Origin of the sequence: Pedobacter ginsenosidimutans (genome assembly GCF_001442625.1) — a bacterium.
Classification (GTDB): Bacteria; Bacteroidota; Bacteroidia; order Sphingobacteriales; family Sphingobacteriaceae; genus Pedobacter; species Pedobacter ginsenosidimutans.
Genome location: NZ_LMZQ01000015.1, coordinates 26,996 through 43,362, shown reverse-complemented (window position 1 = coordinate 43,362; position 16,367 = coordinate 26,996). Strand labels below are relative to the sequence as shown.

14 protein-coding genes are annotated in these 16,367 nt (G+C 40.1%); 3 read left to right on the top strand and 11 right to left on the bottom strand.

Annotated features, from left to right (window positions below; translation table 11 throughout):
• Positions 1-7: 7 nt before the first annotated feature.
• Genes ASU31_RS18380 through spt form a run of 7 tightly spaced genes read right to left on the bottom strand, consistent with a single transcriptional unit; the run spans position 8 to position 8,040 of the window.
• Positions 8-2,551: a DUF5686 and carboxypeptidase-like regulatory domain-containing protein gene (locus tag ASU31_RS18380; protein WP_057933743.1), complete on the bottom strand. Its 2,544-nt coding sequence runs from the start codon at positions 2,549-2,551 to the stop codon at positions 8-10.
• The gene (locus tag ASU31_RS18375) at positions 2,552-2,929 is read right to left on the bottom strand and encodes a GtrA family protein (RefSeq protein ID WP_057933742.1); all 378 of its coding nucleotides are present in this window, start codon (positions 2,927-2,929) and stop codon (positions 2,552-2,554) included.
• Positions 2,930-2,931: 2 nt separating this feature from the next.
• The gene (locus tag ASU31_RS18370; RefSeq protein ID WP_245224561.1) at positions 2,932-3,387 is read right to left on the bottom strand and encodes a phosphatidylglycerophosphatase A family protein; all 456 of its coding nucleotides are present in this window, start codon (positions 3,385-3,387) and stop codon (positions 2,932-2,934) included.
• The gene (locus ASU31_RS18365; protein WP_057933740.1) at positions 3,387-4,712 is read right to left on the bottom strand and encodes an inositol-3-phosphate synthase; all 1,326 of its coding nucleotides are present in this window, start codon (positions 4,710-4,712) and stop codon (positions 3,387-3,389) included. The genes ASU31_RS18370 and ASU31_RS18365 overlap by 1 nt, the downstream gene beginning before the upstream one ends.
• An 18-nt stretch (positions 4,713-4,730) precedes the next feature.
• Positions 4,731-5,720, bottom strand: a complete 990-nt coding sequence (locus tag ASU31_RS18360; RefSeq protein WP_057933739.1) for an NAD-dependent epimerase/dehydratase family protein — start codon at positions 5,718-5,720, stop codon at positions 4,731-4,733.
• Positions 5,717-6,838 (bottom strand): hypothetical protein, encoded by a 1,122-nt coding sequence (locus ASU31_RS18355; RefSeq protein ID WP_057933738.1) that lies wholly within the window; start codon positions 6,836-6,838, stop codon positions 5,717-5,719. The genes ASU31_RS18360 and ASU31_RS18355 overlap by 4 nt, the downstream gene beginning before the upstream one ends.
• Entirely contained in the window at positions 6,835-8,040 is a 1,206-nt protein-coding gene (gene spt / locus ASU31_RS18350; RefSeq protein WP_057933737.1) for a serine palmitoyltransferase, read from the bottom strand. The genes ASU31_RS18355 and spt overlap by 4 nt, the downstream gene beginning before the upstream one ends.
• 542 nt (positions 8,041-8,582) lie before the next feature.
• On the opposite strand from spt, the gene ASU31_RS18340 reads away from it, so the two are divergent.
• On the top strand, positions 8,583-9,479 hold the full coding sequence (locus ASU31_RS18340) for a helix-turn-helix domain-containing protein (RefSeq protein WP_057933735.1): 897 nt from the start codon (positions 8,583-8,585) through the stop codon (positions 9,477-9,479).
• Between the two features lie 346 nt (positions 9,480-9,825).
• Here ASU31_RS18340 and ASU31_RS18335 read toward each other — a convergent pair whose 3' ends face one another.
• The gene (locus ASU31_RS18335) at positions 9,826-10,041 is read right to left on the bottom strand and encodes a M15 family metallopeptidase (protein WP_057933734.1); all 216 of its coding nucleotides are present in this window, start codon (positions 10,039-10,041) and stop codon (positions 9,826-9,828) included.
• A gap of 578 nt (positions 10,042-10,619) precedes the next feature.
• Here ASU31_RS18335 and ASU31_RS18330 point away from each other — a divergent pair.
• Positions 10,620-11,366 carry a LytR/AlgR family response regulator transcription factor gene (locus tag ASU31_RS18330; protein ID WP_057933733.1) on the top strand — a complete coding sequence of 249 codons (747 nt, stop codon included), beginning with the start codon at positions 10,620-10,622 and terminating at the stop codon, positions 11,364-11,366.
• 5 nt (positions 11,367-11,371) lie between these two features.
• On the opposite strand, the gene ASU31_RS28005 is transcribed toward ASU31_RS18330, so the two are convergent.
• Complete coding sequence (locus ASU31_RS28005; protein WP_280739862.1) at positions 11,372-11,506, bottom strand: hypothetical protein; 135 nt, start codon at positions 11,504-11,506, stop codon at positions 11,372-11,374.
• Between the two features lie 61 nt (positions 11,507-11,567).
• On the opposite strand from ASU31_RS28005, the gene ASU31_RS18325 reads away from it, so the two are divergent.
• Positions 11,568-12,701, top strand: a complete 1,134-nt coding sequence (locus ASU31_RS18325; RefSeq protein ID WP_167346204.1) for a sensor histidine kinase — start codon at positions 11,568-11,570, stop codon at positions 12,699-12,701.
• Between the two features lie 45 nt (positions 12,702-12,746).
• On the opposite strand, the gene ASU31_RS18320 is transcribed toward ASU31_RS18325, so the two are convergent.
• Both ASU31_RS18320 and ASU31_RS18315 read right to left on the bottom strand, forming a co-directional pair.
• On the bottom strand, positions 12,747-15,542 hold the full coding sequence (locus ASU31_RS18320) for a TonB-dependent receptor (protein WP_083505421.1): 2,796 nt from the start codon (positions 15,540-15,542) through the stop codon (positions 12,747-12,749).
• Positions 15,543-15,551: 9 nt separating this feature from the next.
• Positions 15,552-16,367, bottom strand: coding sequence for a hypothetical protein (locus ASU31_RS18315; protein ID WP_157258104.1), 816 nt, complete (start codon positions 16,365-16,367; stop codon positions 15,552-15,554).

Below are 16,367 nucleotides of genomic sequence, written 5' to 3'. Positions count from 1 at the left end.
TTTTTTCTTAAAAATCAAATTTTACCCTTGCCCTTATTCCCCACTCCGAAACTTCCGGATTATTGAGGTAATTGAAACGCCTTACAAGATCAACCCTCAATAATTTAAAGATATTGCCTACACCAACACTGCCTTCCATGTAGGGTTCGTTACCCAAAGCATAAGTCCTTTGTGCGCCATTTTCATAAACCGGGAACCGGTATAATCCCGATTGGAGATTTGGATTGTTTTCATTCCTCAACCCACCATATAATGCCTTAAACGAAACCACTTCCCTTAATTTTAACCGCTTAATTAAAGGTACTTTATTAAAAAAGAAACCGTTAAAATTGTGGTCGATATTGATGCTCACATAATGGTCGCTCACAAACTCAAGGAAGTTCATCAGGTTGTAAGAGTTAAGCTGATAGGCGTAAGTTTGGTTGGCACGATGTATAGCCAATAAAGGGAAGGGTACTTTTCCGGCAATATAACCGCCTTCGAAAGTTACATCGCTATAACCTAACTGCGATAAATAAAAACGTTTATCGATGCTTCCCATTAAGTTATGGTAATTGTATTCGCCACCGAAAACGCCTTTCAAACCTGCGGTATAACGTAAATTAAATACCGGATAGCGATCGGCAATGGGTACACGGTATATTTTTCCCTGATAAAACTTTTCGTTCGGCGCGTACCTTAGTTGCAAGGAAATTTCACTGGTACTTAACCGGTTAACAGACTGATTTGCTCCGTTTAGGTAATTGAGTCCACCGGCAGGTGTTTGGCTCCACTTTTTAAAGCCAAGGTTGTAAGAAAAGTGGTTTTCGAATTCTTTAACATAATCCAGGCGGTAAAAATCGTTATAGAGCAACATATCGTTTACTCCTCTTTTAAACGAGAGGAGGAAATTATCCTCCTGCACAAACTGGAGTTCTTGTCCAGGTATTTTAGTATCGCGCTGAAAACTGGCCCTAATGTAGTTTTGAGGAAATTCGTAGATCGATTTATTATTCAGCGAATAAGTTCCGGAAAGGAAAAACTTCCATTTCTCATCTTTAATACCGTAGGCTAAATAATTTTCGAAATAATAACGTTTACTAAGCTCGGGCGTTGTTCGGCCGCCTACCCGCAGCCTTAAGCCTTCTACATTGTTAAAGCTGTAAAATGTATTTACCGGACCAATTTCGTAAGGACCGAGATTCTGGTAACCTGCAAATAAAAGCGTAACGATTTTCATGGTCCTTTTAAAAGATGGCAGGTTTTGCAGGGTATCTATATTGCCATAAATCTTCAGCTGGTTCTTCGAAATGGTATCCAGTCTGTTTTGCTCCCAGAATTTATCGTCTTTTTTTGCTGCATCGCCCAACACCACAGTACTTTTCCCTTGAAAAATAGTATCGGGCAGAACCGTATCAAATTGGTAATTCTTATAGGTAACGGTACGCTCGCCGGTAAAACCTATGCCTTTGGTTTTGCCTATACCGAAATCGGCTAATAGATTGCTTTTGCTTAAGCTGTATTTACCTTTGTTGTTGGCTTCGAAATCGAGATCGATTTTTAACGCACGTACAAAATTGAGGTTAATGTTTTTATTTACCCCAAATGAAGCACCCGTAACGGCGTAATGGCTATCGTTCGTTACATAAATCTTTCCTTCGAACAACATATCGTTTGTATTTCGGGGGGTAAAAGAAAGTTCAATAACCTGAGGTTTTTGATTTTTTAACGTATCAGTAATAAAAAACTTATAAAAAGCAGGGGCTCCATCCGAAATCGGACTTAAAAACTCATTACTGATCACCGAAATGTTATTTTTATAGATATCGATATCCTGGTACATCCTGTCGAAATAAGTTTTCATTCCTTTATTATCGATATACCTGCTATCGAAGTTTACCTGTTTCTCGGCAATAACAACCGTTTTATTTTTTTCAGGATCTTTACTGAGGTAATGGTTGGATAATTGTTCCTGAATGTATACAGGCAGGAGATTTTTTCCACCAATTAAGGTCGAATCCTGCTCCTGAAATAAAAACTGATAATTTCTGAACATCCTTTTGCTTTTAAACTTATCCGAAACATTGCTCAACGAGAACAACATCTTCTCATATTGCCTAAAAGACACTGTATTGTAACTCTTAATCCGGTTTTCATCTTTATGCGCAATTACCTGGCGGATCAATTCTACAGCCGGATTATCTTTATTGCGGTATTTTACCTTTTTTCCACCCACAATGATCACTTCGTCCAAGGCTCTCGAATCAGGAACCAGGGCAATATCAAGCTCCTGCGTTGCAGATGGCATAATATTTTTAAAAACTGCCCGATAGCCCACATAATTAAAACTGATCTCATTTTGAGGATCGGGAGAAACCAATGTGTACTTTCCGTTTACATCAGTCTGTATGCCTATCTTGGTATCCTTAAAGAAAACAGAAACATTGGGTAGCGTTTCCTTGGTAACCGCATCGCGCACTATGCCAGATACGACTGTTCTCTGGCCAAAAGCTTTTACCTGCAAAATAAAACTGAGCACCACGAGGAGAAAAAATGAATAGATCGGTTTCATTTAACTTGAAAAAATAAACTGCTTTTGCATGATATAATTGTAGCTTACCCCTGTTAAAACTGAACTAAGCACTTTAGCGAGAACATAATTGAGATTAAAAAAATAGGTGAGGATAAACACACCTGCGGTTACGATAATCAGATTGCCTACCCATACCAAAATATATTTCAATATCTGCCATTTAATGGCTGTAGATTCACTTTCGAAAACCCATTTCCGGTTCACATAAAAATTAACTGCTCCACCTGTAACCGTACCTGTAATACTTGCCGCCAGATACCACCAGCCAAAAAGGTTTACGGCAATAATGGTGACACTGAAATCTATTGCCGAGGCCACTAAGGATGATGCCTGTGCTTTTAGATAAGTGAACATCATGGTTAAAACAGTTCTAAAACAACAACCAGTTGCAGTATAACATTTGCATAAATCCCGGCCAGCACATCATCGGCCATTACACCCCAACCACCTGGCAATTCTTCGAGTTTGCGGATGTAAAGCGGCTTGAGGATATCGAAAAACCTAAAAAGAATCAGCCCGATAAGCGTATATTGCCATTTTAAAGGCACAAATAACAGGGTAATACACATTCCGGCCACTTCATCAATCACCACCCTACCGTGGTCTTTTCCCCAAATCTCTTCCACCCGATCGGCACTCATCACCCCCAACATCACGATGAGCATAGTGAAAAGTATCGGCCATAAATAAGGGTTGGTATAAGGGCTCTGGAAAAGATGCCAGCAGATGCAGGTTGCTATAGCAGCATAAGTACCTGCGCCCTTGCCGATATACCCGATTCCCAGAGCCGTTGAAAGAAATTTGTGGATAAACACTATACCGTTTCTATCAGTTCTTCTTCGTAATCCTGACCTAAATGGGTGATCAATTCTTCGCCCATGATGTAACGTAAGGTATTCTGAAGTTTCATCAACTGTTTAAAAATATCGTTTTCTGCAGGTACACCTGGAATCGTTTGTGGCGATTTCAGGTAGAATGATAACCATTCCTGAATGCCCGATAGGTTTGCACGTTTAGCCAAATCGATAAACAAAGCAAGGTCTAATACAATTGGTGCGGCTAAAATCGAATCGCGGCAAAGGAAATTGATCTTGATCTGCATTTTATAACCCAACCAACCGAAAATATCGATGTTATCCCAGCTTTCTTTGTTATCACCGTGAGGCGGATAATAGTTGATCCTGATTTTGTGGTACATATCGCCATACAAATCAGGGTTAACCTCTGGTTTAAAGATATCTTCTAATACACCCAGTTTAGATACTTCTTTGGTTTTAAAGTTATCAGGATCATCTAACACCAAACCATCGCGGTTACCTAAAATGTTATCAGAAAACCAACCGTTTACACCTAACGATCGTGCCGCCAAACCAGGCGCCAAAATGGTTTTCATTAAAGTTTGACCAGTTTTAAAATCTTTACCAGCAATTGGGGTATCGGTTTCTTTAGCCAGTTCGATTAAGGCAGGAATATCAACCGTTAAGTTTGGCGCTCCGTTAGCGAAAGGAATTCCTAATTTTAATGCAGCATAGGCATAGATCATACTTGGCGCAATACGCAAATCGTTATCTCTTAAACCCTGCTCAAAAGCAGCCAGTGATTCGTGCACTTCTGATGGCTCGAAATAAATCTCTGTAGAACCACACCAAACCAGTACAATACGATCGCAATTGTTTTCTGCTTTGAAGTTTTTAATATCTTCCATCACGGCTAAAGCCAGTTCGTAACGGTTATCGAGATCTTTTACATATTTACCATCCAGGTTTTTTACATAATTTCTATCGAAAGCAGCGCGCATTGGTTTAATGGCCTGTAATTCCTCACGTACATCGCGCAACAGGTTAGCGTCTAATACGCGGGCATTCATCGCCGCTTCGTAAACATTATCTTCATAAACATCCCAGCCACCGAAAACTAAGTCTTCAAGACCAGCCAGAGGCACAAAATCTTTAATTTTTGGTTCTCTTTTTTCTGTTCTTTTTCCCAAACGGATTGTGCCCATTTGTGTTAACGAACCGATAGGTTTTGATATCCCTTTTTTAATTGCAGCAACTCCGGCAATCATGGTTGTTGCTACAGCGCCTAATCCAGGCATTAATATTCCCAGCTTGCCTTCAGCTGCTTTTACTTGTTGTTTCATTCTATTTTATTTAAAATCTTATAACCAATTGTTTTTACGGTACCAGTTTATGGTTTCGTTAAGCCCTTGTTCGAGCCCGAATTGGGGCACAAAACCAAAGTCGTTCTGAATATTTTTAATGTCGCAGCCCCAATTGAGGGCGGTGAGTTCTTTTATCTTATCTACATTTAGGGCCGGAATCTTATTAAACATGCCATACAACCGTTCCATCGACCAGGCAAGGCTCTTGATCATCTGTACAGGTACATTCACGGTCAATGTTTTTTTGTTTAAAGCCTTACGCACATGGGAAGCTAGTGCAGAGCGGTTATAAACTGCCCCATCAGAAATGTTATAACTTTTGCCAACTACATCAGATGCAAGTGCTTTTATAATGATATTAGCCAAATCGGTGGCATACACAAAGCTCAGTTCCTGTTCCTGTTTGCCGATATACAGCTCCAGCCCTGCTTTAATCGTTTTAATTAATATAAAAATGTCTTTCTCACGTGGGCCATATACTGCTGTGGGCCTAAAGGTGATTAAGGGCAGATTCGGAATCTGAGCCAAGTACGTCTCAGCGAGTGCTTTGCTGATCCCATAATTGGTTACCGGATTTGATGCCCCCATATCAGTCAGTTTTTCATTCTTTTGATTTAAAGGCCCCAACGCAGCCAAACTGCTGATAAATACAAATTTCTTTATTCTATGTATTGATTTAGAAGCCGCCAAAGCCAGGTTCCGGGTATAAATAGCATTTACCTGATTGTAATCATCGCGTTTTTTGGCCTTGGTTACCGCAGCCGCATGCACGATGTAGTCGTATCTTTTTTCCTCTATATTTTCCTTCAACAGGTATATAGAAGAAAGATCAAGGTCAACATAGTTGATCGGAAAATCTTTAAGATGTGTTGCAGTGGCCGATTGCCGTACATTCGCATACACTTCAAGATCATTCGCCAAAGCAGATTTAATCAGGTGGTACCCTACAAATCCTGTCGCTCCTGTAATCAACACCCGCTTTTTCATATCGCTTTCTCCAAAATCCTGTATTTACGATATAGTTTTCCACCAATATCTTCAATAGGTTTATTGATCAGATCGTTATGATCTAAAGTCCAGCTGGCCTCTGCATATTTCATGTTTTTAGCCTTGAAATGTTTGATGATACGACCGTAAAGGCAAGCTTCAATCCCCATTTTACGGTAGCCATCTACCACACCAAGCAACAAAATACGGATGCCATCAATTTTCTTTTTATTGGTCAAAAGCTTGATTAAACCTGTTGGGAACAACCTACCGCGTTTAATTTTGATCAGGATCTGATTGATATCGGGAATGGCCAATGCAAAACCTACAATCTTGCCATGCTGCTCGGCCAGGATACAAAACTCAGGGTCGAGGATCAGTTTTAAGTCATTTGCCGTATAGTCGAATTCTTTATCCGTCATCGGTACAAAACCAAGGTTTTTATCCCATGCTTTGTTGTATACCTCCCTCACGGCGTTACACTCCTCCTTGAATTTTTTCATGTTGATTTTACGCAGCACGATGTCGTTACGGAGTAACCGTTCTTCTATCCTATCCAGCAGTTTAACCGATCTTTCGCTATAATTGCCCGCGGTGTAGCGGTAGGCCCTTAAATCGACATTTTTCTGAAAACCAGTTTGTTCCAAAAGCGACAGATAATATGGTGCATTATATGGCATCATGGCTACAGGTGGCCCGTCAAAACCTTCAATCAGTAATCCGCATACTTCATTGGTCGAAAAATTTACCGGACCTAAAACTTTTGTCAGCCCTCTTTCCGATAACCAATTCTGTGCTCCATTTAAAAGTTGCAAGGCAGCCTTCACATCGTTTATACAATCGAAAAAACCAAAGAAACCGTCATGTCCGCCGTAAACCTTATTGTGGTTTCTATTGTTAATTGCTGCAATGCGCCCAACTACTTTACCTTCGTCGTACAGCAAAAAAAGCTGTATTTCCGAATGTTCGTAAAAAGGATGTTTGCCTGGGGTAAGCAGATCGCGCTGGGCAATAAAAAGTTCGGGCACGTAATTTACATCGCCAGCATATAATTCATGAGGAAAATCCACAAAAGCAGCCAATGCCTTTTTACCAGAAACCTTTACCAGTTCTCTCATGATTGGCTTCCTACTAATTCTACGTTAACAGCTTTAAAAGCAGCACTTAGTTTGCTTATGGCTGATTCGATCTGATCGAAAGTATGCGTGGCCATTAAAGAAAACCTGATCAAAGACGAATCGGAAGGTACTGCGGGCGAAACAACTGGGTTTACAAATACCCCGTTTTGCTGCAGGATATTCGTAATCATAAAGGTTTTGGTATTATCGCGAATATAAATGGGAATAATCGGACTATTGCTGTGCCCAATATCGAAACCAGCCTCAAGCAAAAGTTTCTTCGCATATTCTGTATTGGCCCAGAGTTTATCAATCCTTTCAGGCTCAGATTCGATGATATCCAATGCAGCAATTACGCTTGCCACAGCAGAAGGTGGCATACTTGCACTGAACATCAGTGAGCGGGCACGGTGCTTGATATACTCGATGGTTTCGGCACTACCAGCAATAAAACCACCTAAAGAGGCCAGCGATTTACTAAAAGTACCCATAATGAGGTCTACCTCTTCAGTAAGGTTAAAATGTGATGCTGTACCGGAGCCATTAAAACCGATTACACCAAGACTATGTGCATCATCCATCATGATATTGGCGCCAAATTCGTTGGCAATCTCTACCATTTCAGGAAGATTAACTAAATCGCCTTCCATGCTGAAAATACCATCAGAAACAATCAGTTTAGCGGCATCTTCAGGTAATCTGCTTAGTTTTCGGCGCAGATCCTGCATATCGTTATGCGCATATTTAATTGTGCGCGAAAAGGCCAAACGGCTTCCATCAATAATTGAGGCATGATCGTACTCATCAAGCAACAGATAATCATTACGATCTAATAAACAGGATATTACCCCTAAGTTGACCTGAAAACCAGTACTAAAAAGTACTGCAGCCTCTTTGCCCACATATTCGGCCAAACGGTTTTCCAATTCGAGGTGAATATCGAGCGAACCGTTCAAAAACCGCGATCCTGCGCAGCCAGTTCCATACTTTTCGATGGCTGCTTTTGCGGCTTCTTTTATTTTAGGATGATTGGTTAACCCTAAATAGGAATTTGAACCAAACATGAGTACCTTTTTTCCATTTATAACCACCTCGGTATCCTGGCCTGATTCTATCGACCTGAAATAAGGATATAATCCCTTTTCTTTTATCACCGCCGCATCCTTAAAAGAGGCAATTCTATCTTGTAATTTTTTACGCATGCTGAAACACTTATATTCTTCAGTTTTTAAAACCCTGTTCTGAAAATTTGGCCTGCACCTGAATGCTACTTGTAGAGATTAAAATCCACTATGTAGATTAAGGCCGTATTAACCAAACGATTTGATAACACAATTTTAACGCGGAATTGAAGCCAAAAAAAGGTTCAAATGTGGGATATATTGGTCAAAAAGTTGGATCGGCAAAATGTGACATTCAGATGAATTGACCAATTGACATTCTGACTTTTATTATAAAATAGTAAAACGATAAAAAATATAAAAAACAGCACAACAAATAACATAAATTACTGTTTTCAAGTCAATTAAAATTTAATATTTATTAATCAAAAGATTGAAAATTAATCAGAAATTAGTCATTTTAAAAAATTATTCTTGCAAAATTGATCTCGAACATTACATTTGCCAGTACAAAATCCGACAGATAAAAGGGCGAAAAACTATCCGTAAAAGGGTGGCTAAAATTGTAGTGCAAAAGATGATCGAATCTGTTAAGAAATTATTAAAAAACGCTGATCGATTTTATGCAACAAGAGTTACTCAATAAAACTTTTTCAGAAAAAAACCATGAGGAAGCACTTTCTTTAAATGATGGATTAATGGCAAAAATCCATCACAGTAGTGATCCGCATTATTGCAGTTCGGAACCTTTCCGCGTATCGAGTTATGCTTTAATTCTGATCACAAAAGGAAAAATGAACCTTCGAATAAATTTTGTAGAGCATGTATTAAACCAAAGAGATATTCTACTCATTTTTCCACATGCCGTTTATGAGATTAAGGATAACAGTGACGTTTCTTTCATCAGCATCCATTTTAACAAAAATTATTTAAAAACCAAGGGGATATTCTTTAATAGCGGAGAAGCTTACAGAATGTTCCAGAACGATCCTACTCATAAATTTTCATTATCAAAGGAAGAATATACATTCATTTACTATGATATGCTTGCCCTGCACAAAAAGCTGAATGTACCTAAAGATACCCCGCAGATTAAAAATATTGTGCACAATAGCTTCCTGGAACTACTGTACGACCTCTTTTTGTTAAAGAATAAACAGAAAGATCCAATACCTTTTGCTCATGATAGCAAGACAGAACTCACCAATCGGTTTTTATCGTTGGTATCAGAAAACTTTAAGAAGGAAAAACGTGTAATTTATTATGCTAACTGTTTACGCATTACGCCAAGGCATTTATCGCAGGTTGTTAAACAGGTAACCGATAGAACAGCGGGAGAAGTTATTGATGAAATGGTGATCAGGGAGGCGAAACTATTATTAACCAGCCACGTTATGAATATCTCGGAGGTTGCCATGGAACTACGCTTTAGCAACTCCTCTTTTTTTGGCAAATATTTTAAAAAACAGACGGGAATTACGCCATCTGAGTATAAATTATCGAATAATATTGCGGTTTAAGCGATATATGGCAGGTAAACCACCGACCATCAGAAAGAGAATTAACCACAGATAAAAAGGATGCGCACAGATATTAATTACGTGTTGCGCTCTGTACATTCTGTAGTTAAAAACAAAATCTGCGTCTTTTGCGCAATCTGCGGGAAACCTGAAATTTAACCATTGATTCACAAACTATTAGAAACGAATCAATTACTTTGAAAGATATTTATTGTTAACGTAGCCCTGTAATTCTTGGTAGGTAACCAAACTCTATTCTCCATTGCGCGAAATTTCTGCAACATACTCACCTTTTTGGATCACTGGTATTTTTTCAATCTTTTCAAAGTTAGTTGAGGGCCCTGTTCTAAAATTTAATGCAGATGTAGGTACCATAAAGGTTAGATACGGTAACTGGCTCTCTGTCCGGAATTACATAGCTATTCTTTTGCTCGCCAAGGCTCATTTTGGTCTGCAACTGTTGCCATGTATAGCCATAGTCGATCTGTAAGTGCCGCTGATCTTTAAAACTTACCCAATCTCCTCCCCATTCCCAACCATTGGATTTAAAAACATCAACCATTAATGGTGTTATTTACTGATCAGCAAAAAATCGTTCATACCCTATCTGGACTTAAAACAGGAAATTCCATTAAATTTTGATTTGCATAATTAATACTACACATTATATTTATTATCTACTAATACTATCTGCAATCCAGCGACATCCCATCCAAATAATCATTAACCAAATATTTAATCCCTAATCAATTATTAACGAATTATGAGAAAACTACCTAAACATTTGAAAACAATGGCTGGCAGCGTAACGATGCTTTCGCTCCATGTTTCGGTACGCAAAAAAGTGAGAAAAATGCAGCCCCGATACCTATATATAATATTACCTAAACAATTAGGTCATTGCGGAGAGCAGACTAAAGAGACTTGCCATACAGATAGGCTAGTCTTTTTTTTTGGCGAATCCCAACTATGCTGTAAACAAATCGATTACCAATTTTTAAATTATATTTAGCTAAAACTATAAAGCTCTTCTTACTTAAAATTGTAAGTTGACTCCTACACAAATGTTAAAAATTTTGATAACATTTCTTTTTTTAATATTTTGGAGTCTCCAAACAAAACAAAACACTATTTAACGCTATGAAACTCAGATGCATCATCATTGACGATGACACAAACTCCATTAATGGGCTCAAATCCTACATTAATGCAATGCCGCAGCTTGAGCTTGTTAAGATATTCACCAATCCCCTGGAAGCGCTTGTTGAAGTTCCCACTTTAAAGACGATCGATATCATGTTTATGGATGTTGACATGCCCATGATCAATGGCATTGAGCTTGCAAAATCCATATCACAATATGCCCAAAAGCTTATCTTTACAACTTCTCATGGTGTTTATGCACTGGATGCTTTCGAAGTACATGCCCACGATTTCTTATTGAAGCCTTACAGCATTGCCAGATTTGCCGATGCCGTAAATAGGCTGTTCCCTAAAACGCAGGTGATACAGGAACATAACATCGAACGTAACGATGGTTATTTTTTCGTCCGCAGTAAAAAAGAGCGCAACAACCTGATCCGTATCCGTTATGATGATATCATCTACATCGAAAGCCTGCAGAACTACGTCCGTATCCAAACACTGAACGAACAGGTTGTGACCTACATCAGCCTTACCGAAATGCGCAATATATTGGAGGGCTATCCAGATTTTATCCAGATACACAGGTCCTTTCTGATCTCCCAGAAATATATTGCTAAGATAGAGGGTAACTCTATCTATATGACCGATGGAAGCCTGCTCACCATAGGAAAATTCTATCGCGAGCAGGTGATGGAGTACATCAGGGATCGGACATTAAACATCACATATCGGGAAAGGTAAACTGATCAGAACTGCCCAGTATTGGTCATGGTGATGGTCACCGTAGTTTGATCGGTCTGGGTGGTGTTAAAACCTAGCGACATGCTTTTTGCCCTGAAATAAAAAATTGTTTTTTTGGTGATCTTTGGAACGTTTTTCATGTTTTTTTTTCTGAAAATTCCATTGTTTGCCGCGCATTTGCTAAAATTTTATACCGACGACATGTTTGAACATACAGACGACCCGAATACCACAAAAAACAGGCTGTTAAAATTCGTTAAAAAGTACAAATACCACTTTTACGGGTGGTTGGTATTCCTGTTTTATGAGATCGTGATGGTGGGGCTTTATCTCAATCATTTTGGTCATCCGGTGAGGTACCTGATCAATTACCTGATCAATATCGGCCTGTTTTATTTCCATGCAGAATTTACGATGCGCATTGGGCTTCTGCGCAGGCGGATCAGCATTATTGTACTTCCGTTATTGTTTTTGGTAGAGATTGGCAGCTATACATTGCTCATATTTGCCGCCCACTGGTTGTTGCTGCAATATACTTCAGTGTTGGGTTCAACGTCTGTTGCTTTCAACTACCAGTTTTGTATCAGCACTATTTTTAGGGGCTGTTATTTTATAGTTTTCTCAACCGGTTATTACTTTCTTAAGAATTACCTCACCGAGCGGAAAAAGAGCGATAACCTGGAGAAAGACCAATTAAAAAACCTGATACAGATAGCAAGGACCGAAGGTGCCTACCTCCGTGCCCAAATCAACCCGCATTTCCTTTTCAACACACTTGATTTTATTTATCACAATTCAAGGCCCACAGCCCCTACGGCAGCAGAAGCCATCAGTTCGCTTTCGGAGATCATGCGTTATGCGGTTGAAGTAAATCCGGATGAAAATGAAACGCTGGTTAAAAGAGAAGTGGCACAGATAGAGAATCTCATCAACCTGCATCAGCTACGTGCCGATCATTCGCTGAGTATCCATTTCTACTATGATGAAGATGTACTGGAACTGTCCATCATCTCGCTGTTAATGATCACTGTAGTTGAAAATATGTTTAAACATGGCGACCTCCGCAATCCAAAAGACCCCGCAAAGATTTCGGTCACTTTAGAAGACAATGAACTGGTAATCAACACATCAAACCGCATCTCCCAAACCAGGCCTAGCGGTGGGGCGCACTCTGGCTTGAACAATATCATCAAGCGCATGCAATATGCGTATGGCAATGATGCAACAATCAAGATCAATACAGACAACCAGGAACGTTATACGCTCGAAATACGCATCAAACAAAAACCTGTACAATATCCTGCAACTGTTCGAAATCTTTCAGGGCAACTGTAAATTATGTTGATCGGTATTAAAGACTTTAAGTGGGTTCGGTAACGATCAGTTGATAAAACTGCCATCGCCCCTACGTTTCATCGGCTCACCATTACGTTGCGGCGTACCGCTCCATTTTTGAAGATTGAGCCTTAAACCCAGCAAAAAATACCTGCTGAAAGGGTTTGACAGCGTAGAAATATTGCTCTGAGGCGTAATTACCTGCTGGATCAGGTTGTTCTGCTGCAGCAGATCAAAACAGTTGAAAGTTAAGGTAAGCGATCGCTGTTTAAAGAAAGACTTTTCAATGCCTGCATTGATGATCAAAGGGTTAGAAACATTCCCGCTTAAGCCTTTCACAAAATTTTTATTTATTTCAAAAGAGCAAAGGAAGTTTTTGGCAAAAGAAAGTTTGCCATCTAAAGCCAATTGGGCTATGGAAGTATGATCTGGCGCAACATCGGCCAACGAATAACCCGAACTGATCAAGCGGTGGCCCAGATATGGATTAAGTTCGAAACTGTTATTGATGGCAATGCGTGCCGAAAAGCGTTCATTAAACTGTTTTGTAGAAACCCGGTAATCGCTGCCGTTGCTCAATGCAATCATACTGTTGATTACCACATTACCATTGAAACTTAAAGCAAAAGCCCTATTATTTAGCTGTTTAGATAACCCATACCTGCCTATGGCCTGATAACTGCCGTTTTTATTGGCAAAACTGGTCAATGTAGTAGTTTTGGTTATCCCATTTGCCAATTCGGAAGTAAACTGACCTAAATCTGCCACCACCCGATCCTTGTACAACCTAAAATCTATCCCGCCCGAAACATTGATTTTCTGATTGGGAAAATAACGGCTGTAGTTGGTATTGAAGAAATGCGTAAATGCCGTTTTGAGCATCGGGTTTCCTAAAACCAGGTTGTTCGGATCCGATCGGTCGGTAAAGGGCTGTAGCTGTTGGGCATTGGGTTCGCTATTATAAGCGGTATAACTGAACTGAAAGCGCTCTACCATTGACCATGATCTTGAATATTTAATTACAGGAACAATCCTGAACTGCGCATTGTGATTTTTTTGCCCCTCCAGGGTGCTGAGCAGGCTAGGCATTAGGGCTACCCCAAGGCTGAGATCGCTTTTGTTGTTCCCGTAACGGTAAACCAAACTCAGCTTGGTATCTGTAAAATTAAACCTAAAATCGTTTGTGTAAGGCAAGGCATTTCCGCCCGGTATGTTTCCCTGTGTTTCTGATATAGCACTGTTTATATGGTTCGAAAGTTTCAGCACCGCGCCAAGCTCCAACCTGCCAAACTCACTTAAAGGTTCAGTGTACACCAAGTTTGCCTTATATAGGTTTAGCCTATCACTTTTAACCGTTAAAAGATTGGTGAGCGAATCATTTACTAAATTCAGGAACGAAGCATCCTGATAATAGCTATAACGTGTTTTAGCTTCCAGATCAGACCGGTTTCTTTCGTGTGAATAAGAGAACTGTGAAGAAAATATCCTTTTGGGTTTGGAAAAAAGATGTAAATAAGTTGTACTGAAGTTATAATCAGTAGATGGATTGGCCAGAAAATTATTCAACTGTGAACGCTGATATTCAAAACCTGTATTAAAATCGTTTAAGGCATTTGTTAAAGCACTATCCTGCCGTTCGGCGCTATGATGGACAAATGCCACTGTGAATTGAAAAAAATTGGCTTTACTGGGGTTGATATCCATCTGAAATTTAAATTCGTGCGCCCGGAGTAGGTTATCGTTCACATTTTCTGAGGAGAAAGACGACAGCCCCCTAGAGTAGAAATTATCGCCATAACTTTTGACCACGGCATCATTGCTCAAATAGTTGTAGCTATAACTGGCTACAAGTGATAAAGCCCCGTTCCACTCGTTTGCGTAAGAGATAGCAGGCGTGGCCATGGCAGTATTGCCCTGGCTCGCCGGCCTAAACTGATCGCCATTGAGCGAGCTACTGATGGGGTCGGCGCTGGCTATTCCATTTACGGTTTTAGAAAGATCCCCCCCAATATGGATCACCCTATTGGCATTGAGATTATCGAGCGTTAACTCATTGGCATAGCGATCGTTATTGCCCGCCTGCGCTTTGATATATGAAAAGGTCCCGATGGATCTTTCGGGCTTTGTGGTAATATTGAGCGTCTTTTTTGCAGCACCGTCTTTAATACCGGTTTTAGCTGCAAAATCGCCATAGTCGTCTATAATTTGGATCTTTTCTACAATAGACGCGGGCAAGGTTTGGATAGCCTGCTTAACCTCACCACCCGCAAATGCTTTCCCGTTCAGTTTTGCCTGACTTACCTCCTGCCCCTGATAAACGAGCGTACCGTCTTTCCCCACCTCCATGCCCTCCATTTTTTTAAGGAGTTCATCCAGCCTAGCCGCGGGCGGTACGGTATAGTCGGCGGCCCGGTACTCAACCGTATCCACTTTATATTTTATGGATGGCGTTCCATTTACTTTAACTTCGGCAAGTTCCATTACCGACTGCTTGAGAACAATGGGATCTAACACAATGGTTTTCTTGAGGTAATTGTTCAGATACCTCCGTACCACATCCGAAAAACCGATGCCGCTTACGGTTATGGTAAAAGTGGCGCTCCCGAAATTTTCGAAATAGAAAACGCCATCCTCATCGGTGTGCGTAACCAATGAATCTTTCCCGTACCTGATCTTTACAGTTGCCCCAATTACCGGTTTACCCAGGCTATCCTGCACAATACCGCTGATATCGTGGATCTCTTTTCCGTTCACGGCAGTATTTTTGCCCTGCCGGGCAAACAGCGGGTTTAAGATGCCGCTGATGATAAAGAACAATATGGAAATCCGCAGTACGAGCAATTCTACCCCCTAATTCTTAAACGTATATTCACCCCAATAATCAGTGGGGTACTGGATCACGTTCGAATCACTTTCGTTATTGGACAAAGACCTTGGTATGGATATGGCAACAGCGGTGAGCTTTCCCTTTTTGGTACTGGTAGATTGGAGTACGGTTGGACTGTTTAACATGATGTTGTAGGCAATGGTCTGCTTATTTGCACCTGAGATGTGGAGGAGTTTTAGTGGTATCAAAAACTCACAGGTTAAAGTTCCTTTATCGCTAACACGGCTGGCAGCTTTGATCCCGTTTTTGTTATAGATCGAAATAATCGAATCACCAATAGTTCTAAAACCTCTGATTTTAATTGTTTTCGACTCTTTGGCAATTTTGCTGTTGGCAGCCTCAACCAGAGAATCGGACTTACCAGCATTTCCCCGGAGCAGGTTTACGGTGCTGTAAATGGATGTTTGATAGCTATTGTCGACCATTGGATAAGTTACCGCAAAAGGATTGGGATCAGATCTTTTACCTGCTGCACATACAGTAAAACTGATACCGCCACCAATAATTTTTTTGATGATAATAGGCTCGGCAGCCTGAACAACCAGGTACAGAAACTGATCATTGTTGGCCATTGTGGTATATATATTGGTGTTTTTGTTGTAAGCCTGAAAATTATTACCCCATTCTTCGGCAAGTCCATCAATTTTGAAAGCTGCAGGCAGGATTACGCCTTTATTTTGTGTGTTTGGCAGTTTTTGCGCCATCGAAACCTGTTGTTGACCAATGAGTAATACTGCCAATAACATATATAGTCCATGTTTCTTCATCTTTCTTTTCAT